Genomic DNA, 21482 nt, shown 5'->3' on the forward strand with positions numbered 1-21482 from the left:
CTTGACCAAAAAACAAAGAACACCCCACCAATGATCCGCAAACTGCTGCGCCGTGTGTTCCGCCGCGCCGCACCCGCCAACACCCCTCCCGAACCCGCAGTGATTCCGGTGGCCCGCCACGGCGTACGCCGGGACCAGATCTCTCCGGCTGCCAACAAGGTCTGCACCACGCTCCAGGAAGCCGGTCACAAGGCCTACGTGGTCGGCGGCGCGGTTCGCGACATCATCGTCGGACAGACCCCGAAGGATTTCGACGTGGCCACCAGCGCCACGCCCGAAGAAGTTCGCGCCCTCTTTCGCCGCTCGCGCATCATCGGCCGGCGCTTCAAAATCGTGCATGTGATGAGCGGCCCCGAGACCATTGAGGTCTCTACCTTCCGCGCCATGCAGGACGCCGAGGGGACCGAGACGGACGAGCACGGCCGTGTGCTGCGCGACAACGTTTTTGGCTCCATGGCCGAGGACGCCACCCGCCGCGACTTCACGGTCAATGCCCTGTACTACAACCCCACCGACGAAACCATCATCGACTACCACCACGGCGTGGCCGACCTGCAGCAGAAGACCCTGCGCATGATCGGCGACCCGCGGGTGCGCTACCGCGAAGATCCGGTGCGCATGCTGCGTGCTGCCCGCCTCGGCGCCAAGCTCGGCCTGGCCATCGACCCGGCCGCCCGTGGCCCGATCCGCGAGATGGCCGACCTGCTCGAGAACGTGCCGCCGGCCCGGCTCTTCGACGAGATGCTCAAGCTGCTGATGTCAGGCCACGCCGTGAAGTGCCTGCGCCAGCTGCGCGAGGAAGGCCTGCACCATGGCCTGCTACCCCTGCTCGACGTGATCCTCGAACAACCGATGGGCGAACGCTTCGTGTGGCTGTCCCTCGAGAACACCGACGAACGCGTGCGCCAGGGCAAGCCCATATCCCCCGGCTTCCTGTTTGCCACCCTGCTGTGGCACGAGGTGCTGGCCGACTGGGAGGCACGCAAGGCCAACGGTGAGCACTCCCAACCCGCCCTGTTCGAGGCCATGGACTCGGTGCTCGACCGGCAATCCGGCAAGCTCGCCATCACTCGCCGCATCGCTGGCGACATCAAGGAAATCTGGGCTCTGCAACCGCGCTTCGAGAAGCGTGCGGGCAAGACCCCCTACCGTTTGCTGGAACAGCCGCGCTACCGCGCCGGCTGGGATTTCCTGCGCCTGCGCGCCCAGTCCGGCGAGCTTCCGATGGAGTTGCCCGACTGGTGGGAAGCCTTCGCCGACGCCCACCCGGAGGCCCGTGAAGGCATGCTGGTGCCTGACAAGAGCGGTACCGCCAAGAAGCGCCGTCGTCGCCGCAAGCCCGCCGGAGCTGCCACGGCCCCTGCAGGCGAATGACCCCCGCGTCCTCCGGCGTTCGCGCCTTCGTGGCGCTGGGCGCTAACATCGGCGAGCCCGTAAAGCACCTGCGGGCGGCTGTCGACGACCTCGCGGCACTACCCGGTACCCGGGTGGTGGCGCGCTCATCCCTCTATCGCAGCGCGCCGGTCGGGCTTCTCAACCAGCCTGATTTCATCAATGCCGTGGTGTCCGTGGATACCGATCTGCCGCCCATCGACCTGCTGCGCCAGCTGCTCGCCATCGAGGCGCGCCATGGCCGCGTGCGCAGTATCCCCAACGCACCGCGCACCCTCGACCTCGACCTGCTGCTCCACGGTGAAGCCTTACTGCAGGGGAGCGAGCTGACCCTGCCGCACCCGCGCATGCACCAGCGTGCCTTCGTGCTGCGCCCCCTGCTGGAGATCGCCGCCGACCTGACCCTGCCTGGGCTGGGCCCGGCCCGGGACTACCTACCCGCCGTCGCCAACCAGGACATCAGCCTCTTCGAGCCCCTGTAATGCCGATCTGGGTCCAGACCGCCCTGTTGCTCGCGGCATCCAACGTGTTCATGACCTTCGCCTGGTACGGGCATCTCAAAAACCTGTCCACCTCGCCCTGGTACATCGCGGCCTTCATCAGCTGGGGCATCGCCCTTTTTGAATACCTGCTGCAGGTGCCGGCCAACCGCATCGGCGCGCAGGAGCTCAATCTCGCCCAGCTCAAGATCATGCAGGAGGCCATCACCCTGGTGGTGTTCGTGCCCTTTGCCATTTTCTACATGCAGCAGCCCCTCAAGCTTGACTATCTGTGGGCGGCCCTGTGTATCCTAGGCGCCGTTTACTTCATCTTCCGCGCCTGAAAGGCGAAGTCACCCCATGCTCGAGAAAGCGCGCTACATCGTCGTGGAAGGCCCCATCGGCGCCGGCAAGACCACCCTCGCCCGGCGCCTCGCCGAACGGCTCAATGCGGATACTCAGCTCGAGAACCCGGCAGCCAACCCCTTCCTTGGGCGCTTCTACCAGAACATGGAGCGCTGGGGACTACCCACCCAGATCGCCTTCCTGTTCCAGCGCAGCGAGCAACTGGCCGCCAGCCCCCACGATCCGCACCGGCGCCTGGTATCCGACTTTCTGATCGACAAGGATCCACTGTTTGCCGAGCTCAACCTGGCCGAAGACGAGCTCAAGCTCTACCGTCAGCTCTACGAGCGCCTAAAGCCCAGTGTGCGCAAGCCCGATCTGGTGATCTACCTGCAGGCCCAGCCCGACATCCTGATCGACCGCGTGCGCAAGCGCGGCGTCGAATCGGAACGCAAGATCAGCGAGCCTTACCTGCAGCGGGTGGCCGAGAGCTACGCCACCTTCTTCCATCATTACGATGCCGCGCCGCTCTTCATCGTCAATGCCGAGTCCCTCAACCCGGTGGACAAGGAAGAAGACTTCGAACTGCTCTTCTCCCGGCTGCTGGCCATGCGCAGCTACCGCGAGTTTTTCGGCTACGCCGGCTGAGAGCAAGTGAATAAATCTACTGCGCGCCGCGAATTCGAAGCGCTCGCTACGATTTTTTCAAACGCTCCGCACGCGTGATGCCAGCCCGGGCCTTGCCCCACCCAATACGCCGACCTGACCTGCACAAGCCCCTCTCTTTCTACTTCCGCCTTTGAAGTCCCCTTGTGCCGCGCACAAGAATGGGGTTAACTGCCGCCGCGAGGAGGAACAGCAATGAGCTACCTGCAAGAAAACAGCAAACCCGTCACCCTGTTCGAACTGGGCAAGATGCGCGCCGAGGGCCGCAAGATCGTCATGCTCACCGGCTACGACGCCAGCTTTGCCGCGCTGCTGGAGCGCTGCGGTGTAGACGTGATCCTGGTGGGTGACTCCCTGGGCAACGTGCTGCAGGGCCAGAAAACCACCCTGCCGGTCAGCATGGAGCACATGGTGTATCACACCGAGTGCGTCGCCCGGGGCTGCAGTCGCCCGCTGATCGTCACCGACATGCCCTTTGGCAGCTATGCCGAGAGCCCGACCCAGGCCATGCGCAACGCCGCCCGCCTGATGGCCGCCGGCGCCCAGATGGTCAAGCTCGAGGGGGGCGCTTTCATGGCTGAAACCGTTCGCTTTCTGGTCGAGCGTGGCGTGCCCGTATGCGCCCACATCGGGCTGACCCCCCAATCGGTGCACCAGTTGGGCGGCTACCGCGTCCAGGGCCGCAGCGATGCAGGGGCCGCCATCCTCAAGACCGATGCGCTGGCCCTTGAACAGGCGGGTGCAGCACTGATCGTCATGGAAATGGTGCCGGCCAGCCTGGCCGCCGACGTCACCGCCAGCCTTTCGTCCATGGCCACCATCGGCATCGGTGCCGGAGTGGACTGCCATGGCCAGGTGCTGGTGCTGCATGACCTGATCGGCGTTTTCCCCGGCAAACGCCCGCGCTTCGCCAAGAACTTCATGGAAGGCGCCACCAGCATCGACGACGCTGTCACGCGCTACGTCACCGACGTCAGGGAAGGCCATTTCCCTGGCCCCGAACATAGCTACTGAGATCCGGACCATGCAGATCCATCCCCGCATTGCCGAGCTGCGCGCCGCCCTCTCCGGAGCCGGCCGCATCGCCTTCGTACCCACCATGGGCAATCTCCATGACGGTCATATCGCCCTGATGCGCCAAGCACGCGCGCATGCCGATGTGGTGGTGGCAAGCATCTTCGTCAATCGGTTGCAGTTCGGCCCGAAAGAAGATTTCGACAAATATCCACGCACCTTCGAAAACGACTGTGCGCAGCTGAGGGACGCCGGGGTCGACATCCTGTTTGCCCCGGATGAGAAGGAGATGTACCCCAGCCCCCAGCGCTACCACGTGGAACCCGATCAGGCCCACGTGAACATCCTCGAAGGCGCGGTCCGCCCCGGCCACTTCGGCGGCGTGGCCACCGTCGTGCTTAAGCTCTTCAATATTGTTCAGCCGGACGTGGCCCTGTTCGGCAAGAAGGACTACCAGCAGCTGATGGTGTTGAAGAACATGGTGCGGGAGCTGGCCCTGCCCATCGATGTCGTGCCGGGCGAAACGATCCGCGCCGACGACGGGCTCGCTCTGTCCTCACGCAACGGCTATCTGAGTGTAGCCGAGCGCGCCGAGGCGCCGCGCCTGAGCCGGCAACTGGTAAGGATTCGAGAAAGGATCGCCGCCGGCGAACGTGACTTCCTGCGTCTCGAGACCGAGGCCGTGGCCGAACTGGCCGCCCATGGCTGGCTGCCGGACTACATTGCCATCCGCCAGCGCAGTGACCTGCAGGCACCGCAGGGCGACGCCCCGCTGGTCGTACTCGGCGCCGCCAAGCTGGGCAACACCCGTCTCATCGACAATCTGGAAATCTGAACGCTGTCCCTGATCTGCCGGGCAGATCAGGCAGTCGGGTGAAGACTCGCAGCAACCATGAGATCGCCACCGTGCTCGTGGCGTTCGATTTGGCCGAAATGCTCGGCCAGCGCCATGCACTGGCGGACATCCTCAAGCAGGAGCTCACTGCCCACGCACAACTTCGCCTCGCTGATCTCGGCCCCGGACGCGCAGGCCGCGCGGATCGCCCGCACCACCTCGGGATAGACCGGATCAGACTGTAGCAGTGCCGCCAGGCGTACGCGCACATGCGGCACCATGCGGGATTTCTTCGGATAACGCTGCAGTCGCAAGCAGGCCTGCAGCACATTTTCGCGAACCTGCCGATGGTGCCCCTGCACCTGCTCCCGAGCGATGCGGCCGATGGAAGTCTGCCAGTCAGGAGGAATCCTCCGCCGCTCCACGGCACGCTCCCGCCAGGCCTGCCAGACAATCATCCCGACGGCCAGGAGGCCAAGGGCAGCAAATAGGTGGGCATCCATGATTGGGCTCCGTGCAACGAGTACTGATGCCCGTAGGGTAGATCTCCCGACCGACCTCACACGGCGACTAATTCACGCTGACACGCAGATCCCGGAGCGGTAGGCTACAAGAACGGACTGCAATGAGAAATCAGTCACGCACCGGGGCTTACACGTCCTGCGGCGCCCGCTATGCCGCAGTCCTGGCGACGGATGCCCGGCGTCTCGATACTCCAGTCGTCGACGATGCGCTCAAGACGATAGCCGTTGCCATATGCCGCACTCAGACGAAATCCGGTCTCTGGACGCAAACCCAGCTTCCTGCGGATACGGCTGACGTGGGTGTCCACCGTCCGGGAGACAGCCAACAGGGCGCTCCCCCAAACTGCTTCAAGAAGGTGCCCGCGGGACAGCGTGCGCCCCAGGTTGCGGAACAGGAACAGAGCCAGTTCGAACTCCTTGTCGGTCAAAGCCACCGGAGTGCCTCCGACGAGGATGGCCTTGCTAGTCATGTCGAAACGGTAAGGCGGCATGTCGAGAAAATTCGTGCTGCCGAAAAGCCGGGGATTGCGCCGGCGCAGGATGGCCCCCACCCGTGCCACCACTTCCCGGACACCGACCGGGCCAACGATGAAATCATCGGCACCGCTGCCCAGCACCTCGGCAAGTGCTCCTTCATCATTGCGACAATTGAAGAAGACCACGGAACAGTCCATCCCCGGACCACTGTGTAACACCCGCAATGTACTTCGTGCATCGCGGGCGTCCCACTCGAGCAGGAAGAGATCGAAGCTCTCACGCTGGGCCTCGCGAAACAGGACCCGGGGATCGATGTAACGGTGAACATGGTGTCCCGCGACTTCAAGCGCACTCGCGAGAGTTTCAATCCGCGCGGACTCCGCATACAACAACGCCAGGCGCATTCAGTCTTACCTCCAAGTGGAGCAGTTCTGGAAAATGTCGAACGCGTATGCTAATCACCCGCCGCCATAAAGGATAATGCTGACCAATCCTGACCGGCTAGAGGACGCGGACGTAGCCGTTGAAGCGGTAGCCGTGACCATAGCTCGACACGAGCGGCAACTTCATGCCGCACTTCATCACCGCCTTGGCCCGCAGACGGCTGACCAAAGCCTCGAGGCGTGCCTCGGTATAACCGGGGGTCAAGGATGCCAGTACGGCCAACAGGGCTGCCCGGCTCGCCAGGCGCTCCGTATCGCCAAAGAGGGTCAGCAGCAGGCAATGCTCCATGGGATTGATGGTCATGCTCCTACTGTTGGGCGCCCGCAGCAGATGTGACGCCCGCTCAAGCACCCAGGGGCTGGGTACCAGCGCGGGAAGGAGCTTTGGCACCGGCGAATGAAGGCAGCGATGCACGCTGATCAAGGTCGCCTCCAACTCCTCGGGATCAACGGGATGAACCAGACAGGCGTCGGCCCCCTCCCTCAGGCAGGCGATGCGCAGAGCCTTGTCGGCCTCGGCGAGACACAGGATCACGCCACACCCGAGGTAGCTGCGCAGGCGCCGCCCGAAAGCCAGTCCGTCCCCATCCGGCAGGTGTGCATCCACCACCACCAGATCCGCCACGTCGAGCACCAACATCTCGGCCCGAGCAATGGATGTGGCCCAATACACCCGAAAGCCGGACTGCCCCAGACGTCCGGCCAGCCCCTCGCAGACTGCCGGATCGTGCTTCACCAGAATTACGGAAAGATCCATCGCTCCGCCTCCCACCTGAGGCCCCCGTTCATGCCATGGCCGTACGGATGGATGCCCTCTCCAAAAAAATGCTTCAACCAGGCCCTGCCGGGAATACCGACGAACGAAAGGCACCAACGCGAAATGAGATGGTAGGGGAAGCGCAGTGCCTAAAACGGGCACTGACAAATGATTGCAATTGACTAGGGAAAGGCAGCCCCGATCTTAGGCGGCACGAGGTGCTGCAGCGGGAATTCCAGCTGCAATGACAAAGGCAGACGAGGAGGCGGCGGGAGACGCAGTGAAGACAGGCTTGAAAGGCCCGTCTGCAGGCCAAAAAAGGCCTGTCGCCCCTTGCGCTCCTGCCGACTTGCCTCCAAGCTATATGCCCTGAGCAGCCGGAGCCAGCAGGCCCTCCGGCCCATCGACACCAACAATAAGGAGGGTAGACAATGGCAGCAACGGTTCAGCAGATTCTTCAGAGCAAGGGCGGCTCCACCCATTCGGTCAACCCCGCCACGACGGTTCTCGAAGCACTCAAGCTGATGGCCGAGCGTAACGTGAGCGCCGTGCTGGTCACGGAGGGCGAGCGCCTCGTCGGCATCTTCACCGAGCGGGATTACGCCCGCAAGGTCGTCCTCAAGGGGCTGGCTTCCAAGGACACCCTCGTCGGTGACTTGATGACCCAGAATGTCCTCACCGTGTCCCCCAGCCACACCATTGATGACTGTATGGCCATCATGACAAATAACCACATTCGCCACCTGCCGGTTGTTGCTCAGGGCAAGCTGGCCGGCATCGTCAGCATTGGCGACGCGGTAAAATCAGTCATGGAACAACAGCAAGCCACCATCGACCAGCTATCCGGCTATATCGCCGGTGGCATGAGCACCTGACAACGCCGGATGGCGCAGCGCATCCTCGCGCCGCGCCTCCACATTCGCTGCCGCATTTCAGCGGATGGTCGCAGATAGGCGCATTCCGGCCCGCCGGATCTCGCAAGTTCCCGGCTCAGCCACCGTGCTTGCCGGACACTTCACCTGTCGCGGGGAAGTCCACCACCATTGCCAGCCCTTCCCTACCGTCCTGACGCACCAACCCCGGCTCGAAATGCAGGCGCGCGCCGAGAATGCGCACAATGCGGGCGACAATCGACAGACCCAGGCCGCAGCCCTCCGCGTCCTCGTCGCTCCCCCGGGCAAAGCGCGTCAGCATCTTGTCCCGCAGAGCGGGCTCGATGCCCGGTCCATCATCCGACACCTTCAGGCGGCGCCCCTCAACGTCCACCGTGACATGTACCGCCCCCCCTTCAGGGGTGTAGCGCAGGGCGTTATCCACCAGGTTTCGCAACAGAACCTCAAGCCACCACCGGTTACCAAGCACCAGCAAGGCCCCCTGGGCATCCAGGGACAGACTCTGCTCCCGACGCAGCGCATGAGGCACGAGGGTGGAACAGACACTCCGTGAGAGATCGACCAAATCCACCGTCGCGCCCTCCGGCAGGGATGCATCGGGATCAAGCCGCGCAAGGGTGAGGAGCTGTTCGACCAGATGCGTCATCCGGTCGACCCCTGAAAGCACCTGCTCCAGGGCATGCTCACGCACATCACCCTCAACAGCCCGACGCGCGACCTGGGCCTGGATCTTGAGTGCGGCCAGGGGAGTGCGCAGTTCGTGGGCGGCATCGGCGGTAAAGCGTCGTTCGTTGTCCAGGGCCTCACCCAGGCGCAGCACCAACGCATCCAGGGAACGCACCAACGGCGCAACCTCGGCCGGCACGGGGCCATTGATCTGGACGGGCGTCAGGTGACTGGCACTCAGACCGCCCACGGCGGCCGCCACTGCATCCACCGGGCGCAAGGCCCGCCCCACCACGATCCAGATCCCAATAGCGATGAGGGGCAGGCCGATCAGGATGGGTGCAAGCAAGTGCAGGGCGATCTCGCCCGCCAGGCGGTAGCGGGCCCCGTGGTTCTGACCGACGATCACGCGGTAACGGCTGTGATCATGATCCACGGTGTAAAAACGCCACAGCTCCCCCTGGTATTCGTGCTCATCGAAGCCCGGCGCCCGGGTGGCCGGAACGTCCATCATCTCGGCCGAGCGCACCAGCAGGCGCCAGCCCTCACCCGTCTCCTCGCGCTGCCAGGCCTGAAAAGCCACCGGCAACTGGTAATCATGCTGATGCTCGGCCATCTCGTGGGCCACGTGTCCGGGCTCCCCCGCCGCCACGATGGCCAGCAGGGTCTCGGCCACCTGAACAAGCTGAGCATCGAAGAGCTCGTCGGCCTCCCCGTGGGCCGTGCGAAAAGCCACCACGGCCGACAGGCTCCACAGCACCGCCACCACCGCAATCAGCAATGCCACCAGCCTTCGGCGCAGGGAGTAGACCTGCCGCGCCTCAATCACCGCGGCGCCTCGTCAATCAGGTAACCGACCCCTCGCACGGTACGGATCAGCTCGCTTCCCAGCTTGCGGCGCAGGTGGTGGATGTGTACCTCCAGCGCATTGCTCTCCACGGCTTCGCCCCAGGTGTAGAGCTGCTCCTCCAGCACCCGCCGGGTCAATACCCGACCTGCCGCATCGAGCAGTACGCTCAACAGATCAAACTCCCGCCCGGTCAGGCTTACCGCCTCACCACGCAGGGTCACGGTACGGGCCGCCGGATCGATGACCAGTTCGCCGTGGCGCAGACAGGCGTCGGCTCGCCCGCTGGAACGCCGAACCAGGGCCCGCAAGCGCGCAGCCAGCTCGTCCAGATCGAAGGGCTTGACCATGTAGTCGTCCGCCCCCAGATCGAGGCCGCGGACCTTGTCAGAGATCTGGTCCCGGGCCGTGAGGATCATCACCGGCACCGCATTGCCTGCACTGCGCAGGCTGGCCAGCACCGAAAGGCCATCCCGCCGGGGCAGCCCCAGGTCAAGGAGGACGGCGGCGAAGCCCTCGCCCGCCAGCGCCGCCAGCGCCGCCTCGCCATCCCGCACCCAGTCAACAGTGAAACCGGCGGCGCCAAGCCCCGCCTGCACGCCGTCTCCCAACATTCGGTCATCCTCGACCAGCAATATCCGCATTTTTATCCTTCCTCCAGCCTGTTCCCCCGACAGGCGAGGCAAAGCATGATCCTCCCGGCGGCTTAATCCAAGCTTAAGACTTCCTGGAATCCGCCCCTAAGGGCTTAAGACTGCCTTAAGCCGGCTCCACCAGAATGACCTCACTCATAACCGTCGTGCTCACCCTATGTTCGCCGGCCTACGTAGCACCGCCCTCCTCTCAGTCCTGATTGCCCCTGGTTTCCTTCCCGCAGTTGCTGCACCCGGAGCAGACTTCATTCCCCTTACCCCGGCACAAAGCGCCGCACTGGGCGTCGTCACCCGTCCCCTGGATGCGCCAGGCAACGCCGCTGCTATCGGGCTTCCCGCCATCATCGGCATTCCCAACGCGCAACAGCGGGTCATTGCTGCGCCCCTGGCCGGTGTCATCGAGAGCCTGGAGACCGCCCCCGGGCTCAATGTGGCCAAGGGCCAGGTGCTGGTGCGCATGACCAGCCCTCAAGCCCTTGAGCTGCAGCGCGACCGGGTCCAGGCCGACGCCCAGGCGACCCTCGCCCGCCAGAGTCTGCAACGGGACGAACAACTCCATCGGGAGGGCCTGATTGCCGAATCACGCCTCCAGGCCAGCCGGGCCAATGCCACCCACGCCGCTGCCCAGGCCGCCGAGCGCCGTCAGGAGCTGGCTCTCGCCCAGCACAGCGGAGGGCACACCCTGAGCCTGGTGGCCCCCATCGCCGGCAACGTGCTCGAGCAGCACGTCAGTGTCGGCCAGCGGGTAGAGCAAGCAGCGCCGCTCTACCGCATCGCCCGGCTCGACCCGCTCTCCGTGGATATCCAGGCCCCTCTGGCAGTAGCCAGCCAGGCGCGAGTTGGCACAAACCTGCGCATCCCCGCTGCCGGTGCCAGCGGCGAGCTGGTCGCCATCGGCCGGGCTGTAGACCCAGGCAACCAGAGCGTGCTGTTGCGTGGTCTGATTACCCGGGGTGCCCAGAACCTGCGCCCTGGGCAGGCTGCTGCAGTGGACCTGGAGTTACCAAGCTCGGGCCCCACCGCCAGCAGTGCCCGGGTCCCCGCCGCTTCGGTACTGCGCCATCTGGACCGGCAGTGGGTCTTTATCGTCAGCAGGGACGGCAATACCACCGGCTATCGGGCCATGCCGGTCCTCGTCAGTGGACGGGTTGGCGATGCCGCCATCGTCACCGGTCTCCCCGGCAGTGCCGTCATCGTGACCGGTGGAGTGGCTGCGCTAAAGGCCAACTGGCTGGGCATCGGAAAAGAGTAAACCCATGCTGTCCCGCCTCATCGAGTTCTCCCTCACCCAGCGCCTGCTGGTCCTCGTCGCCACACTGCTGCTGATCGGTGCCGGCGCCGTGGCCTGGAAGGGCCTGCCGGTAGACGCCTTCCCGGACGTCTCCACCACCCAGGTCAAGCTCATCATCAAGGCCCCCGGCATGACACCGGAGGAGGTGGAAGCGCGCATCACCGTGCCCATCGAGCAGGAGATGCTGGGGATTCCGCACCAGCGGCTGCTGCGCTCCACCTCCAAGTATGCCCTGGCCGACGTGACCCTCGACTTCGAGGACGGCACCGACATCTACTGGGCCCGCCAGCAAGTGGGCGAGCGCCTCGCCGGGGTCATGGGCAACCTGCCACCCGGCGCCACTGGCGGGCTCGCCCCCATCACCACACCGCTGGGCGAGATGTTCATGTTCACCATCGAAGGGCCTCTGTCCCTCGAGGAAAAACGCAGCCTTCTCGACTGGACGATCCGGCCTGCCCTGCGGACCGTGGCCGGCGTGGCTGACGTGAATAGCCTGGGAGGAGAGGTCCGCAGCTTCGAGATCGTCCCCGACCCGGCTGCCCTGGCGGCCCGCGGTCTGAGCCTGGCCCAGCTGCAAACCGCCCTGGAGAGCAACAACCGCAACGACGGCGCAGGGCGCCTCAGTGAAGGCGAGGAGACCCTCCTGGTCCGCGCCGAAGGCGCCATCCTGACCCTCAACGACGTGCGCACCATCGTGCTCGGCCGCAGCCCGGGCGGGGTGGTCCGCATCGGCGACGTGGCCGAGGTCAAGACCGGCGGTCTCACTCGCTACGGCGCGGTCACCCGCAACGGCAGCGGTGAGGCGGTGCAGGGCCTGGTCCTCGGCCTGCGGGGCGCCAATGCCGGCGAGGTGGTGGAAGGCGTGAAGGCGCGCCTCGCCGAGCTGGGCCCGTCCTTGCCCCCCGGCGTCGAGGTCCAGGTCTTCTACGATCGTAGTGAGCTGGTCGGACGGGCCATCCACACAGTATCGAAAGCGCTGATCGAGGCCATCGTTCTGGTGCTGGTGCTGCTCCTGGCCTTCCTCGGCAACCTGCGGGCTGCCGTGGTGGTGGCCCTGATGCTGCCCCTGGCGGCCCTGGCCACCTTCATTGCAATGCGCGGCGTCGGGCTGTCGGCCAACCTGATGAGCCTGGGTGGTCTCGCCATCGCCATCGGCATGTTGGTGGATGCCGCCGTGGTGGTGGTCGAGAACGTCGAGACCCAGCTCTCTGCTGACGGCGCGGCAGCCCGCCAGCCCCTGCTCCACCTGATCTTCCGGGCCACCCGCGAGGTAGCCGCGCCGGTGGCCTCGGGCATCCTCATCATCATCATCGTCTTCCTGCCCCTTCTGACCCTCGAAGGGCTGGAGGGCAAACTTTTCAGCCCGGTGGCCCTGACCATCGTGTTTGCCCTGTCCGCGTCACTGATCCTGTCCCTTACCGTGGTACCGGTGCTGGCCTCCTTCCTGCTGAAGCGCGGTGAAGCCCACGAGCCCTGGCTGGTGCGCAAGCTGCAGGCCGGCTACATGCCCCTGCTCGGCATGGCCCTGGCCCGCGGACGCCTGGTCAGCGCCCTCGCCTTCGCCTCGCTGGTCGCCGCCGCCATCGCCTACCTGGCCCTCGGCAAGACCTTCATGCCCACCATGGACGAAGGCGACATCATCATGCAGCTGGAAAAGCTGCCCTCCATCAGCCTGGCCCAGACCATCGCCACTGACTTGCGGGTGCAGCAGGCGATCCTGAAGGCCGTGCCGGAAGTGAAGGCCATCGTGGCCCGCTCAGGCTCCGACGAGCTCGGCCTCGACCCCATGGGCCTCAACCAGACCGACACGTTCATGGTCCTCAAACCCCGGGACGAATGGCGCCAACCCGACAAGGCCTGGCTGACCGACCAGCTCCGCGCCGTGATGGAGGACTTCCCCGGCATCGCCCTGACCTTCACCCAGCCCATCGACATGCGCGTCTCGGAGATGCTCACCGGGGTGCGCGGTGACCTCGCGATAAAGCTCTACGGGCCGGACCTGCCCACCCTGAATCGCCTGGCCAGCGAGATCGAGAGCGTGGTTAAAGGCGTCCCCGGGGCCGAAGACACCCTCACCATCCGCAACGAAGGGGTGCAGTACCTCAAGATCCGTGTGGATCGTCTGGCCGCAGGCCGATTCGGACTCAACGTGGAAGACATCCAGAACACCCTGCGCAGCCTGCTCGAGGGCCGGGTGGCCGGCACGGTGATCGAAACCACCCGCCGGGTGCCCCTGCTGATCCGCGGCCCCGCCAGCCTGCACCGGGACCCGGAAGCCTTTGCCGCACTGCGCATCACCGCGCCCGACGGTCAGAGCCTGCCCCTGGCCAGCGTGGCCACAATCGAACGGGTGGATGGCCCGGTAAAGGTGGACCGGGAAAACGCCCAGCGCTATTCGGTGATCCAGTCCAACGTGCGCGGACGCGATCTGGTCGGCTTTGTCGATGAAGCCCGGGCTGCCGTGGCTGCTCAGGTGCCTCTTCCGCCCGGCTATCGGCTGGCCTGGGGCGGCCAGTTCGAGAACCAGCAGCGCGCGGCTGCCCGCCTCGGCGTGGTGGTGCCGATTGCCCTGGGCCTGATCTTCGTGCTGCTCTTCTCCACCTTCGGCTCGGTGCGCCAGGCCCTGCTGGTCCTGGCCATGGTGCCCTTTGCCATGGTCGGCGGCATCTTTGCCCTGGCCCTGTCCGGCGAATACCTGTCGGTGCCGGCCTCGGTGGGCTTCATCGCCCTGCTGGGCATCGCCGTGCTGAATGGCGTGGTGATGGTGACCTATTTCAACCAGCTCCTGGCCCGCGGCATGCCCATCGGCGAGGTGGTGGTGGAGGGTGCCCGACGGCGCCTGCGCCCAGTAATGATGACCGCCAGCATCGCCGCCCTCGGCCTGGTGCCGCTGCTCTTCGCCACCGGCCCCGGCTCCGAAGTCCAGCGCCCCCTGGCCATCGTGGTCATCGGTGGCCTAGTCAGCGCAACGGCCCTGACCCTGTTGTTGCTGCCCCTTCTCTACCGGCGCTTCGGCGTCACACCCACCGCCCCCGAGGTGCATGCGTCATGAGCCCCGCTACCGATGCCGGCGTCGTGCTGACCCTGGTGCTCCCCATTGAAGTGGAAGACGCCCTGCTCGAAACCTTGCTCGAACATCCGGAGCTGGCCCCCGGCTTCACCTCCCAGCGGGTCGAAGGCCAGGGCCAACGGGTCACGTTCATCGGCACGGCCGAGCATGTCCGCGGCCGTGCCGCCTGCTGCCGGGTACAGCTGGTCATCCCCCATGCCAGTGCCGAACAGTTACTGGACATCCTGCGCCGCGAATTTGCCTCCAGCCGGGTATTTTTCTGGATGGTGCCAGCCCTCGCCAGTGGGAGACTCTCGTGATGCTTCGCCTCCTTGCCCTGCTTGTCCTCAGCCTGCCGGCCCTCACGCAGGCCGGCGCAGCATCGGCCCCCGATCTGCCCCCCGAAACCCAGGCCCTGGCTGCCCTGCGCAGCAGCCCACTGGTGGATGCGGCCGGGGAGCACATCGAAGCCCAGGAGGCCCGCGCCCGACGCCTGGCAGCGGGTTTCCACGAATGGACGCTGAGCGTCGGCGAACAGACCCGTCGCGTCCGGAGTACCCCTGGAGGAACTTACACGGAATGGGATGTGGGGCTGGAACGGGCCCTGCGCCTGCCCGGCAAGCGTGATCTGGACATCCAGCTCGGCACCGCAGGGATCACCGCGGCGCAGATCGGTCGCGGCGACGCGCTCCATGAAGCCGGGCGCGGCCTGCTGGCCGGCTGGTTCGAATGGCTGCGTGAGCAGGCCGCGGCCGCCCAGTGGCAACAGCAACGGGACAGCCTGGCGCGCCAGGCCCGGGTGGTCGGACGGCGGGTCGAACTCGGCGATGCCCCCCGGCTGGAGCGCCTTCAGGCCGACGCCGCCCTTGCCCAGGCTTCAGCCCAGCTGGCCCAGGCAGAGGGCCGGGCCCGGGTGGCTGCAGAGCGCCTGCGCCGCCACTATCCCGCCCTGGCCCTGCCGGGCTCGGTGCCCGAGATCGCTCCGGACGCGCTGGAAGGAAGCGCGGACGGCTGGATCGAGGCCGTTCTCCAGCACAACCATGAACTTGGCCTGGCCCGGGCGGAAAGTGCCCGGGCCCGCATCAGCGCCAGCCGCAGCGACGCCGAACGCCGCCCCGACCCCAGCATCGGGGTGCGCGTGGCCCGCGAGCGGAGCGGCGAAGAGCGCCTGTTGGGTGTGAGTCTCAGCATTCCCCTGCCCGGCGAAGGGCGCCGCGCCGACAGTGACGCGGCCCTGGCCGACGCCCGCGCCAGCGCCCACCGGGAAGCCGGCGTGCGCCGCCGTGTGGAAGCCGAAGCCGCCGCCCAGTATCAGCGCGCCGTGTCGGCCCGGGCCGGCTGGCACAGCCAGCAGTCCGCTGCCGAAGCCCTGGCCGGCAGCGCAGACCTGATGGAACGGGCCTGGCAACTGGGTGAAGGCAGCCTGGCGGACACCCTGGCCGCCCGCCGTCTGGCCCACGAAGCCCGCCTGGCCGCCCAGTTGGCGCGACTCGAGGCAAGCGAAGCCCGCTACCGGCTCCTGCTCGATGCCCACCAGCTGTGGGCACTGGACGAAGACGAGCACCCTGGGCATCGCGAACCCTGAAGCGGAAAGGGAATGCGGCAGCGCAACATGGACACGGTAGAATGACGTTCGTCATAGTCACAGAACGCCCCGTGCCCGCTTCCCTGCCCCCCATCATCGACGTCGAGGCCTCGGGCTTTGGTGCCGCCAGCTATCCGATCGAGGTTGGTCTTGTGCTTCCGGACGGGTCGAGCTACTGCACGCTGATCCGCCCCGAGGCCCGCTGGACCCACTGGGACGAAAGCGCCGAGCAGGTGCATCAGGTAAGCCGGGAAACCCTGCTGAAGAACGGCCGGACGGCCGCAGAGGCCGCCCGTGAAGTCAATGCGCGTCTGCTGGGCATGACCGTCTACTGCGACTCCTGGTACCACGACTTCACGTGGCTGAGTCGCCTCTTCGATGCAGCCGAATGTGCTCAGGCTTTCCGCCTGGAAGATATCCGCACCCTGCTCAACGAGGCCCAGGCCGAACACTGGTACACCACCCGCCTGCAGGTACAGGCAGACCTTTGTCTGCCCCGGCACCGGGCCAGCAACGACGCACGCATTCTGCAGGCCACCCTGGGTCGGGTGCAGGCCGCCTGGGGCAGCCAGCCCCCGAACTCCGGCAAGGCTCAGAAGGCCATGCGGTAACTCACCCCGGACGGGCCGAGGAGCCAGTTGCCCGTGCGTACGCCCACGTAGGCCCCCGCCGCGTTCCAGACCATGTCCTTCCACGAGAACCGGTTGCAGTCCCGCGTGCCATCGTAGAGCTCCTTGGCCACGCCGGGCACCAGAGCCAGCCCGAAAGCGGTCCAGGTGTCATCGGACAGGCGCGATGTCCCGACACCAAGGGCCAGGGAGACGCCAAAATGGGCGGCCTTGTCGCTGCCGGCCCAATCGTCGTTGTAGGGCCCGCAGGCCACAGCGGAGCCGCTCAGGGTCGCCAGCAGCGCAACGGTCGAAATCAGGGTTGCCAGGGTTCTCAAGAAATCACCTCGTTATCAAAAAGTGTGTCGCCCGCATCATACGGAAGAGCGCAGCATCGCGAATGCGTTTGCCCGTCACGCATGTCAGAATCCGGCTCAATATTGATCAAGGAGCGTGTTCATGCATGAGATTCGGATATGGGACCTGCCCCTGCGACTGTTCCACTGGATGCTCGCCCTCGCCGTGATCGGCGCCATGGTCACCGGGCAGATCGGCGGCAATCTGATGATCTGGCACGGCCGGCTGGGCATAGTGATTGCTGGCCTGCTCGGTTTTCGGCTGGCGTGGGGTCTGGTGGGCTCCACCTATGCCCGCTTCGCCAGCTTCGTGCGTGGGCCTGCGACCATCATGGCCTACCTGCGCGGACAGTGGCACGGCTTGGGACACAACCCGCTGGGCGCCCTGTCGGTGCTCGGCATGCTGATCGCGCTGGGGCTGCAGACCGCGGGCGGGCTCTTCGGCAATGACGACATCGCCTTCCAGGGGCCCCTGTATGCCCTCGTCTCCAAGGACACCAGCGACTGGCTGACCGGCCTGCACCGCAAGGGCTTCTGGCTGATCCTGCTACTGGTGGCCGCCCATCTGGCCGCCATCGCGTTCTATCTGCGGGTGCACCAGGACAATCTCGTGCGCCCCATGATCACCGGCCGCAAACCGGTCACCGATCCTGATGCAATGCAGCCGGCTCAAGGCGGAGGCGGCCTGGCATTGATCCTTGCCATCAGCGTTGGGGTTGCCACCGCCTATGGGGCTAGCGGTGCGTGGCAGCCTCCCCCTCCGCCCGAGCCGGCGGCCGCACCGGCCTGGTAAAACCCAAGCCACCGCAGGCCTGCGAGCAGGCTGCGGTGTGTCTTGCGCGATTCTTGTCGCGGAGGCGGTCACCCCCGCCCGACGTGTCTTATTCGTCCTTGCGGAACTTGTCGTGACAGGCCTTGCAGGATTCGCCGGTCTTGCCGAACTGTACCTTGATCGCTGCCGCATCGCCGGTGGCAGCGACCTTCTGCAGCTCGTTGGCTTCCTTGACGAAGGCCACCGCCAGCTTGCGGACTTCATCCTGCTGCTGGAAGAACTCGGGCTTCACACGGGTCTTCTGACTGCCGACGTCCTTGTCGGTACCTGCACCGTAAAGGGCGCCCATGCCGGAATTGGCCGTGGCGGCGATCAGGTTGGCCGCGGCCAGCACCTGGTCCTTGTTGAAGCTCGAGGGGTTGTCGATGGTCTGTGCCTTGATCTTGCCCATGTTCCAGGACATGAAGGCGTAGCCGGCCTTGCGGAACTTGATCTGATCCTCGGGCTTCACCTGAGCACTGGCTCCCGTGGCAATGCCGAGGACCAAGGCGGCAAAAAGTGCTTGTTTGATTTTCATGAACAGACTCCCTGTGTGATTGAGATCGGAGAACGGCCGGATCGACCATGCGGCAAATTGGGGCGCAACCGTCTGGCGGATTATTCCACAACACTGGGAAAAACCCTTCCACCGGCATGCTGATGGATTTGGCCTGCACGCCCAGGGGAACAAACCGGCGCGAGGCAAGCTCTGACCGCATCCCCAAGCCAACCGGAGCCGCCCATGCGCCCCACCCCGATAAGCCTCGCCCTGCTTCTTGCTCCTGCCCTGGCCACCCTGCCTGCCATCGCCAGCGACCGGATCGACCGTCAGACCGAAACCGCCATTCCCCGCACCGGCAACCTTTACGGCCTGGGGATAGGCGTACTGCCCGCCACATCCGGCTCTGATGAGTTACGCACCATGGTCCTGCCGGTGATTCAGGCCAGCTATGCCGACCGCTTCTACATCAACGCCCTGCGCGCCGGGGTGTGGCTGGTGGATTCAGATGACCGCCGGCTGCGCGTAGGCCTTGCCGCCGATGCCCGTTTCGGCTGGGAGGCTGAAGACGGAAGGCGTACCAAAGGCATGCACGACCGGGATTTCGCGGTGGATGTGGGCCCGGCGCTGCGCTGGCAAACCGACTACGGCACCCTCAACGCCCAGTGGGGTTTCGACGCGGGCTCCGGCAGCAAGGGCCAGAGCGCACAGATCCAGTTCGTGCGGGCCCTGATCCGTGGTCCGGGGCTACGCCTCAACGGCCTGGTCGGCATTACCTGGAATGACCGCAAGATGAACAATTACTACTATGGCGTGGCGGCATCCGAGACCGCTCCGGGGCGCCCGGCCTACACCGCAGGTGCCGGCACCCAGCTGCAGGCCGGGATCAATGGTGCGTGGCCGGCAGGCGAGCGCGGTTCGGTGCTGTTCGGTCTGATGGCCACTCGCCTGGGCAGCGCCCAGGCGGACAGCCCGATTGTCGAAACACGCATCCAGCCGCTCGCCTACGTGGGTTACGGCTGGACCTTCTGACAAACGGCGAAGATCAGAGCGGGCGCCGGACGGTCAGGGCGCCGCGGATCTGGCCCTTCTCGTAACCAAAGGCCCGGTCGAGAGGATAGTTACGGGCCAGCTCGCTCTTCAAGCCGGCCTCGATCTTGTCTGCCTGCCCGTGACACTTCAGGCACACGTCACCGACGGGGATGGCGCGCATGTAGCGGAAAACCGGCTTGCCATTCTCGGTGACGATCTCACCCGTCTCCAGGCTCTCGACCTTCTCGCCGGCGGCGGCACGGATGTTGAAATCGGCGAGCTGGCGCGCCTCCCAGGTATCCGGCGTGCCCCGTTCCGGGTTGCGGGTCTTCAGACTGACCCGGGACATCTTCCAGCCGGTCTTCTCGGACTGCTCCTTGAGCAACTGGGGCGCTTTCTCCTTGCACACCGGAATGGCTTCGACCACGCCCTTGGTCGCCACGGTCTCCTGCATCATGGCAACCACCTTGGGCAATACCGGCAGGGCATTCTTGCGGGTGTCCAGCTTCAGGGCCTCGACGTCCTGGGCCTGGGCCGAACCGGTTACACCGGCAACAAGAGCAGCAAAAACAAGGGCAGTGCGCAGCATGGGAGTCATCCTTTAATTAGATTTATCTAATATACAGGATACGCCCTATCCGCGGCCAGCCCGTTTTCCGGCGGGCGTGCAACCAAATACACCACGGGCGGACCAACCAGAGTACCCACCCCGAGGAGCGCACCATGGAATCCCAGACCCACAGCATCGCCAACCTGTTCGCCCAACTCGGTCTGCCCAGCGATACGGCAGCCATCGACAGCTTCATCGACACTCACGCGCCGCTCCCTCATGACATCCCGCTGACCGCAGCCCCGTTCTGGACGCCTGCCCAGGCGCTGTTTCTTAAAACGGAACTCGACGAGGATGCTGACTGGAGTGCCGTCATCGACACGCTGGACGCCCGCCTGCGCCATCGGCTCTGAATCCGGGCGCCGACGTGCGCTACGGTCGGGGTTTCAGTCGGCGAGCAGGAAGCGCCGGGGGTCGATACCCCACTTGCCCGGCGCTTCGGCCGAGACGATGCGATCGCCCCCGCCACTGCCGAGCTTGCGCCCCAGGTCGAGCACCTCGGGCTTGATATAGCCATTGGACTTGGTGCTGAAGAACACCCGCAGCTTCGGGGTCAGCAGGCTGCCCTCGTTCTGTTCGATCACCACGCCCAGCCGACCTGACTCCAGGCGTACCAGGCTGCCTACCGGATAGATGCCCACGCAGCGCATGAAGGCTTGGAGCAGCTTCTGGTCGAAGTGATCGGTACTCCACTCCCACATCTTGCGCAGGGCCTCGGCGGCCGGCATACCCTTGTGATAGCAACGATCCGCAGTGATCGCATCGTAGACATCCACGATGGCCGCCATGCGCGCCATGGTGGAAATGGCGTCACCGGCCAAGCGGTCGGGATAGCCTTTGCCATCAAGCCTTTCGTGATGATGGCGGGTGATGTCCAGCGGGATCGGACCGATGCCCGGCGTTTCAAGCAGCACCGCGTGGCCATCACCCGGATGATGCTTGATCAGGTCGAACTCGGCGTCGGTGAGTCGCCCTGGCTTGTTGAGCACCTCGTCCGGCACCTTCATCTTGCCGATGTCGTGGAGCAGGCCGCCAATACCGCCCTGGCGCAACTCGTCCCCGTCGAGCCCGAGAGAACGTCCGAAAGCAATCATCAGGGTGCACACGCTGACGGAGTGCAGGAAGGTGTAGTCGTCCTTGTTCTTGATGCCGATCAGCCCCATCAGCGCCCCGCCATTGCGCAGCACCGAACCCGTGATGGCTTCGACCACCGGCTCTGCGTCATCAAGGGACACGGCTTTGCCCAGGCGCACGTCACTCATCATGGTGCGCACCACTTTGTGGGCCTGGTCATGGACGCGCTTCGCCCGGGCCAGCTCCTCCCGCACCGAGACACGGACGATCTGCTCCTGGGGTGCCGACATGGCGTTGACGATTTCCTGCTCGACTGCCGCCTGGACCTGGTCTGCCGCCACCGCGTCCACGTCATCGAGACCGCGGGCCGTGTCGATATAGACATGCTGGATGCCCGCCTCGACGATGCGGCGTAGATCGCCGTCGCCCTTCAGCACAAACTGGGCACGCCAGAATGGATGGGACATCCAGTCACCACAGAGTTCCTGGATGAACATGCCCGGCCTGAGCCGGGTCACTGGGATTTTCTTCAGCATGAAACGGGAAGTCGTTGGAAAGCGGGACGGATCAATGACA

24 protein-coding genes are annotated in these 21482 nt (G+C 65.4%); 15 read left to right on the plus strand and 9 right to left on the minus strand.

The window, feature by feature from the left end; translation table 11 throughout:
- The first annotated feature begins 30 nt into the window (after positions 1-30).
- From pcnB to panC, 6 genes are all read left to right on the plus strand, one after another.
- Entirely contained in the window at positions 31-1374 is a 1344-nt protein-coding gene (gene pcnB, locus ACIQ09_RS07035; RefSeq protein WP_398307611.1) for a polynucleotide adenylyltransferase PcnB, read from the plus strand.
- Positions 1371-1874, plus strand: coding sequence for a 2-amino-4-hydroxy-6-hydroxymethyldihydropteridine diphosphokinase (folK, locus tag ACIQ09_RS07040; protein ID WP_398307613.1), 504 nt, complete (start codon positions 1371-1373; stop codon positions 1872-1874). The genes pcnB and folK overlap by 4 nt, the downstream gene beginning before the upstream one ends.
- On the plus strand, positions 1874-2215 hold the full coding sequence (locus tag ACIQ09_RS07045) for a DMT family protein (protein WP_398307615.1): 342 nt from the start codon (positions 1874-1876) through the stop codon (positions 2213-2215). Before folK ends, ACIQ09_RS07045 begins: the two co-directional genes overlap by 1 nt.
- Positions 2216-2231: 16 nt before the next feature.
- Entirely contained in the window at positions 2232-2864 is a 633-nt protein-coding gene (locus tag ACIQ09_RS07050) for a deoxynucleoside kinase (RefSeq protein WP_398307617.1), read from the plus strand.
- A 213-nt stretch (positions 2865-3077) separates the two neighbouring features.
- Complete coding sequence (panB, locus tag ACIQ09_RS07055; protein WP_398307619.1) at positions 3078-3896, plus strand: 3-methyl-2-oxobutanoate hydroxymethyltransferase; 819 nt, start codon at positions 3078-3080, stop codon at positions 3894-3896.
- A gap of 10 nt (positions 3897-3906) precedes the next feature.
- Complete coding sequence (gene panC / locus ACIQ09_RS07060; RefSeq protein ID WP_398307621.1) at positions 3907-4731, plus strand: pantoate--beta-alanine ligase; 825 nt, start codon at positions 3907-3909, stop codon at positions 4729-4731.
- 26 nt (positions 4732-4757) lie between these two features.
- Here the strand turns inward: panC and ACIQ09_RS07065 are convergent, their stop codons facing one another.
- The 3 genes from ACIQ09_RS07065 to ACIQ09_RS07075 form a co-directional block, all read right to left on the minus strand.
- Positions 4758-5234, minus strand: a complete 477-nt coding sequence (locus ACIQ09_RS07065; protein WP_398307623.1) for a hypothetical protein — start codon at positions 5232-5234, stop codon at positions 4758-4760.
- A gap of 134 nt (positions 5235-5368) precedes the next feature.
- Entirely contained in the window at positions 5369-6136 is a 768-nt protein-coding gene (locus ACIQ09_RS07070; protein ID WP_398307625.1) for a response regulator transcription factor, read from the minus strand.
- A 97-nt stretch (positions 6137-6233) separates the two neighbouring features.
- A complete protein-coding gene (locus tag ACIQ09_RS07075) occupies positions 6234-6932 on the minus strand; it encodes a response regulator transcription factor (protein ID WP_398307627.1) in 699 nt (232 codons plus the stop codon).
- A gap of 431 nt (positions 6933-7363) precedes the next feature.
- Between ACIQ09_RS07075 and ACIQ09_RS07080 the strand changes: the two genes are divergently transcribed.
- The gene (locus ACIQ09_RS07080) at positions 7364-7807 is read left to right on the plus strand and encodes a CBS domain-containing protein (RefSeq protein ID WP_398307629.1); all 444 of its coding nucleotides are present in this window, start codon (positions 7364-7366) and stop codon (positions 7805-7807) included.
- 115 nt (positions 7808-7922) lie between these two features.
- Here the strand turns inward: ACIQ09_RS07080 and ACIQ09_RS07085 are convergent, their stop codons facing one another.
- Together ACIQ09_RS07085 and ACIQ09_RS07090 are read right to left on the minus strand one after the other, a co-directional pair.
- Positions 7923-9320 (minus strand): ATP-binding protein, encoded by a 1398-nt coding sequence (locus ACIQ09_RS07085; RefSeq protein WP_398307631.1) that lies wholly within the window; start codon positions 9318-9320, stop codon positions 7923-7925.
- Positions 9317-9982, minus strand: coding sequence for a response regulator (locus tag ACIQ09_RS07090; protein ID WP_398307633.1), 666 nt, complete (start codon positions 9980-9982; stop codon positions 9317-9319). Before ACIQ09_RS07090 ends, ACIQ09_RS07085 begins: the two co-directional genes overlap by 4 nt.
- Positions 9983-10148: 166 nt before the next feature.
- Between ACIQ09_RS07090 and ACIQ09_RS07095 the strand changes: the two genes are divergently transcribed.
- From ACIQ09_RS07095 to ACIQ09_RS07115, 5 genes are read left to right on the plus strand one after another with little or no spacing between them, the layout of a single operon-like run.
- Positions 10149-11243 (plus strand): efflux RND transporter periplasmic adaptor subunit, encoded by a 1095-nt coding sequence (locus ACIQ09_RS07095; protein ID WP_398307635.1) that lies wholly within the window; start codon positions 10149-10151, stop codon positions 11241-11243.
- 4 nt (positions 11244-11247) lie between these two features.
- Positions 11248-14334 carry an efflux RND transporter permease subunit gene (locus tag ACIQ09_RS07100; protein ID WP_398307637.1) on the plus strand — a complete coding sequence of 1029 codons (3087 nt, stop codon included), beginning with the start codon at positions 11248-11250 and terminating at the stop codon, positions 14332-14334.
- Entirely contained in the window at positions 14331-14651 is a 321-nt protein-coding gene (locus ACIQ09_RS07105) for a DUF3240 family protein (protein WP_398307639.1), read from the plus strand. Before ACIQ09_RS07100 ends, ACIQ09_RS07105 begins: the two co-directional genes overlap by 4 nt.
- Positions 14651-15916 carry a TolC family protein gene (locus tag ACIQ09_RS07110; RefSeq protein ID WP_398307641.1) on the plus strand — a complete coding sequence of 422 codons (1266 nt, stop codon included), beginning with the start codon at positions 14651-14653 and terminating at the stop codon, positions 15914-15916. The genes ACIQ09_RS07105 and ACIQ09_RS07110 overlap by 1 nt, the downstream gene beginning before the upstream one ends.
- A 41-nt stretch (positions 15917-15957) precedes the next feature.
- Positions 15958-16527 carry a hypothetical protein gene (locus ACIQ09_RS07115; RefSeq protein ID WP_398307643.1) on the plus strand — a complete coding sequence of 190 codons (570 nt, stop codon included), beginning with the start codon at positions 15958-15960 and terminating at the stop codon, positions 16525-16527.
- On the opposite strand, the gene ACIQ09_RS07120 is transcribed toward ACIQ09_RS07115, so the two are convergent.
- Complete coding sequence (locus tag ACIQ09_RS07120; protein WP_398307645.1) at positions 16509-16862, minus strand: hypothetical protein; 354 nt, start codon at positions 16860-16862, stop codon at positions 16509-16511. The two genes, ACIQ09_RS07115 and ACIQ09_RS07120, sit on opposite strands and share 19 nt — an antisense overlap.
- A gap of 121 nt (positions 16863-16983) precedes the next feature.
- Here ACIQ09_RS07120 and ACIQ09_RS07125 point away from each other — a divergent pair, with 121 nt between their 5' ends.
- On the plus strand, positions 16984-17673 hold the full coding sequence (locus ACIQ09_RS07125; RefSeq protein WP_398307647.1) for a cytochrome b/b6 domain-containing protein: 690 nt from the start codon (positions 16984-16986) through the stop codon (positions 17671-17673).
- Positions 17674-17761: 88 nt separating this feature from the next.
- Here the strand turns inward: ACIQ09_RS07125 and ACIQ09_RS07130 are convergent, their stop codons facing one another.
- The gene (locus tag ACIQ09_RS07130) at positions 17762-18229 is read right to left on the minus strand and encodes a c-type cytochrome (RefSeq protein ID WP_398307649.1); all 468 of its coding nucleotides are present in this window, start codon (positions 18227-18229) and stop codon (positions 17762-17764) included.
- A gap of 204 nt (positions 18230-18433) precedes the next feature.
- Here ACIQ09_RS07130 and ACIQ09_RS07135 point away from each other — a divergent pair, with 204 nt between their 5' ends.
- Positions 18434-19222 carry a MipA/OmpV family protein gene (locus ACIQ09_RS07135; RefSeq protein ID WP_398307651.1) on the plus strand — a complete coding sequence of 263 codons (789 nt, stop codon included), beginning with the start codon at positions 18434-18436 and terminating at the stop codon, positions 19220-19222.
- A gap of 13 nt (positions 19223-19235) precedes the next feature.
- Here ACIQ09_RS07135 and ACIQ09_RS07140 read toward each other — a convergent pair whose 3' ends face one another.
- Entirely contained in the window at positions 19236-19811 is a 576-nt protein-coding gene (locus ACIQ09_RS07140; RefSeq protein WP_398307653.1) for a DUF3365 domain-containing protein, read from the minus strand.
- 134 nt (positions 19812-19945) lie between these two features.
- Between ACIQ09_RS07140 and ACIQ09_RS07145 the strand changes: the two genes are divergently transcribed.
- Complete coding sequence (locus tag ACIQ09_RS07145; RefSeq protein WP_398307655.1) at positions 19946-20185, plus strand: DUF2789 domain-containing protein; 240 nt, start codon at positions 19946-19948, stop codon at positions 20183-20185.
- A 33-nt stretch (positions 20186-20218) separates the two neighbouring features.
- Here the strand turns inward: ACIQ09_RS07145 and ACIQ09_RS07150 are convergent, their stop codons facing one another.
- Positions 20219-21442: an HD-GYP domain-containing protein gene (locus ACIQ09_RS07150; protein ID WP_398307657.1), complete on the minus strand. Its 1224-nt coding sequence runs from the start codon at positions 21440-21442 to the stop codon at positions 20219-20221.
- Positions 21443-21482: the final 40 nt, after the last annotated feature.

Origin of the sequence: Zoogloea sp., from assembly GCF_044344315.1 — a bacterium.
In the GTDB taxonomy this organism is placed as follows: Bacteria; Pseudomonadota; Gammaproteobacteria; order Burkholderiales; family Rhodocyclaceae; genus Zoogloea.

What these genes read in the sequence shown, in the direction of transcription:
- ACIQ09_RS07080 (WP_398307629.1), top strand. Translation starts at nt 7,364, where the DNA reads ATGGCAGCAACGGTTCAGCAGATTCTTCAGAGCAAGGGCGGCTCCACC.
- ACIQ09_RS07100 (WP_398307637.1), top strand. Translation starts at nt 11,248, where the DNA reads ATGCTGTCCCGCCTCATCGAGTTCTCCCTCACCCAGCGCCTGCTGGTC.
- ACIQ09_RS07110 (WP_398307641.1), top strand. Translation starts at nt 14,651, where the DNA reads ATGCTTCGCCTCCTTGCCCTGCTTGTCCTCAGCCTGCCGGCCCTCACG.
- ACIQ09_RS07070 (WP_398307625.1), bottom strand. Translation starts at nt 6,136, where the DNA reads ATGCGCCTGGCGTTGTTGTATGCGGAGTCCGCGCGGATTGAAACTCTC.
- ACIQ09_RS07135 (WP_398307651.1), top strand. Translation starts at nt 18,434, where the DNA reads ATGCGCCCCACCCCGATAAGCCTCGCCCTGCTTCTTGCTCCTGCCCTG.
- folK (WP_398307613.1), top strand. Translation starts at nt 1,371, where the DNA reads ATGACCCCCGCGTCCTCCGGCGTTCGCGCCTTCGTGGCGCTGGGCGCT.
- ACIQ09_RS07095 (WP_398307635.1), top strand. Translation starts at nt 10,149, where the DNA reads ATGTTCGCCGGCCTACGTAGCACCGCCCTCCTCTCAGTCCTGATTGCC.
- ACIQ09_RS07115 (WP_398307643.1), top strand. Translation starts at nt 15,958, where the DNA reads ATGACGTTCGTCATAGTCACAGAACGCCCCGTGCCCGCTTCCCTGCCC.
- ACIQ09_RS07090 (WP_398307633.1), bottom strand. Translation starts at nt 9,982, where the DNA reads ATGCGGATATTGCTGGTCGAGGATGACCGAATGTTGGGAGACGGCGTG.
- ACIQ09_RS07065 (WP_398307623.1), bottom strand. Translation starts at nt 5,234, where the DNA reads ATGGATGCCCACCTATTTGCTGCCCTTGGCCTCCTGGCCGTCGGGATG.
- ACIQ09_RS07145 (WP_398307655.1), top strand. Translation starts at nt 19,946, where the DNA reads ATGGAATCCCAGACCCACAGCATCGCCAACCTGTTCGCCCAACTCGGT.
- pcnB (WP_398307611.1), top strand. Translation starts at nt 31, where the DNA reads ATGATCCGCAAACTGCTGCGCCGTGTGTTCCGCCGCGCCGCACCCGCC.
- panB (WP_398307619.1), top strand. Translation starts at nt 3,078, where the DNA reads ATGAGCTACCTGCAAGAAAACAGCAAACCCGTCACCCTGTTCGAACTG.
- ACIQ09_RS07105 (WP_398307639.1), top strand. Translation starts at nt 14,331, where the DNA reads ATGAGCCCCGCTACCGATGCCGGCGTCGTGCTGACCCTGGTGCTCCCC.
- ACIQ09_RS07050 (WP_398307617.1), top strand. Translation starts at nt 2,232, where the DNA reads ATGCTCGAGAAAGCGCGCTACATCGTCGTGGAAGGCCCCATCGGCGCC.
- ACIQ09_RS07150 (WP_398307657.1), bottom strand. Translation starts at nt 21,442, where the DNA reads ATGCTGAAGAAAATCCCAGTGACCCGGCTCAGGCCGGGCATGTTCATC.
- panC (WP_398307621.1), top strand. Translation starts at nt 3,907, where the DNA reads ATGCAGATCCATCCCCGCATTGCCGAGCTGCGCGCCGCCCTCTCCGGA.
- ACIQ09_RS07125 (WP_398307647.1), top strand. Translation starts at nt 16,984, where the DNA reads ATGCATGAGATTCGGATATGGGACCTGCCCCTGCGACTGTTCCACTGG.
- ACIQ09_RS07075 (WP_398307627.1), bottom strand. Translation starts at nt 6,932, where the DNA reads ATGGATCTTTCCGTAATTCTGGTGAAGCACGATCCGGCAGTCTGCGAG.
- ACIQ09_RS07140 (WP_398307653.1), bottom strand. Translation starts at nt 19,811, where the DNA reads ATGCTGCGCACTGCCCTTGTTTTTGCTGCTCTTGTTGCCGGTGTAACC.
- ACIQ09_RS07045 (WP_398307615.1), top strand. Translation starts at nt 1,874, where the DNA reads ATGCCGATCTGGGTCCAGACCGCCCTGTTGCTCGCGGCATCCAACGTG.
- ACIQ09_RS07130 (WP_398307649.1), bottom strand. Translation starts at nt 18,229, where the DNA reads ATGAAAATCAAACAAGCACTTTTTGCCGCCTTGGTCCTCGGCATTGCC.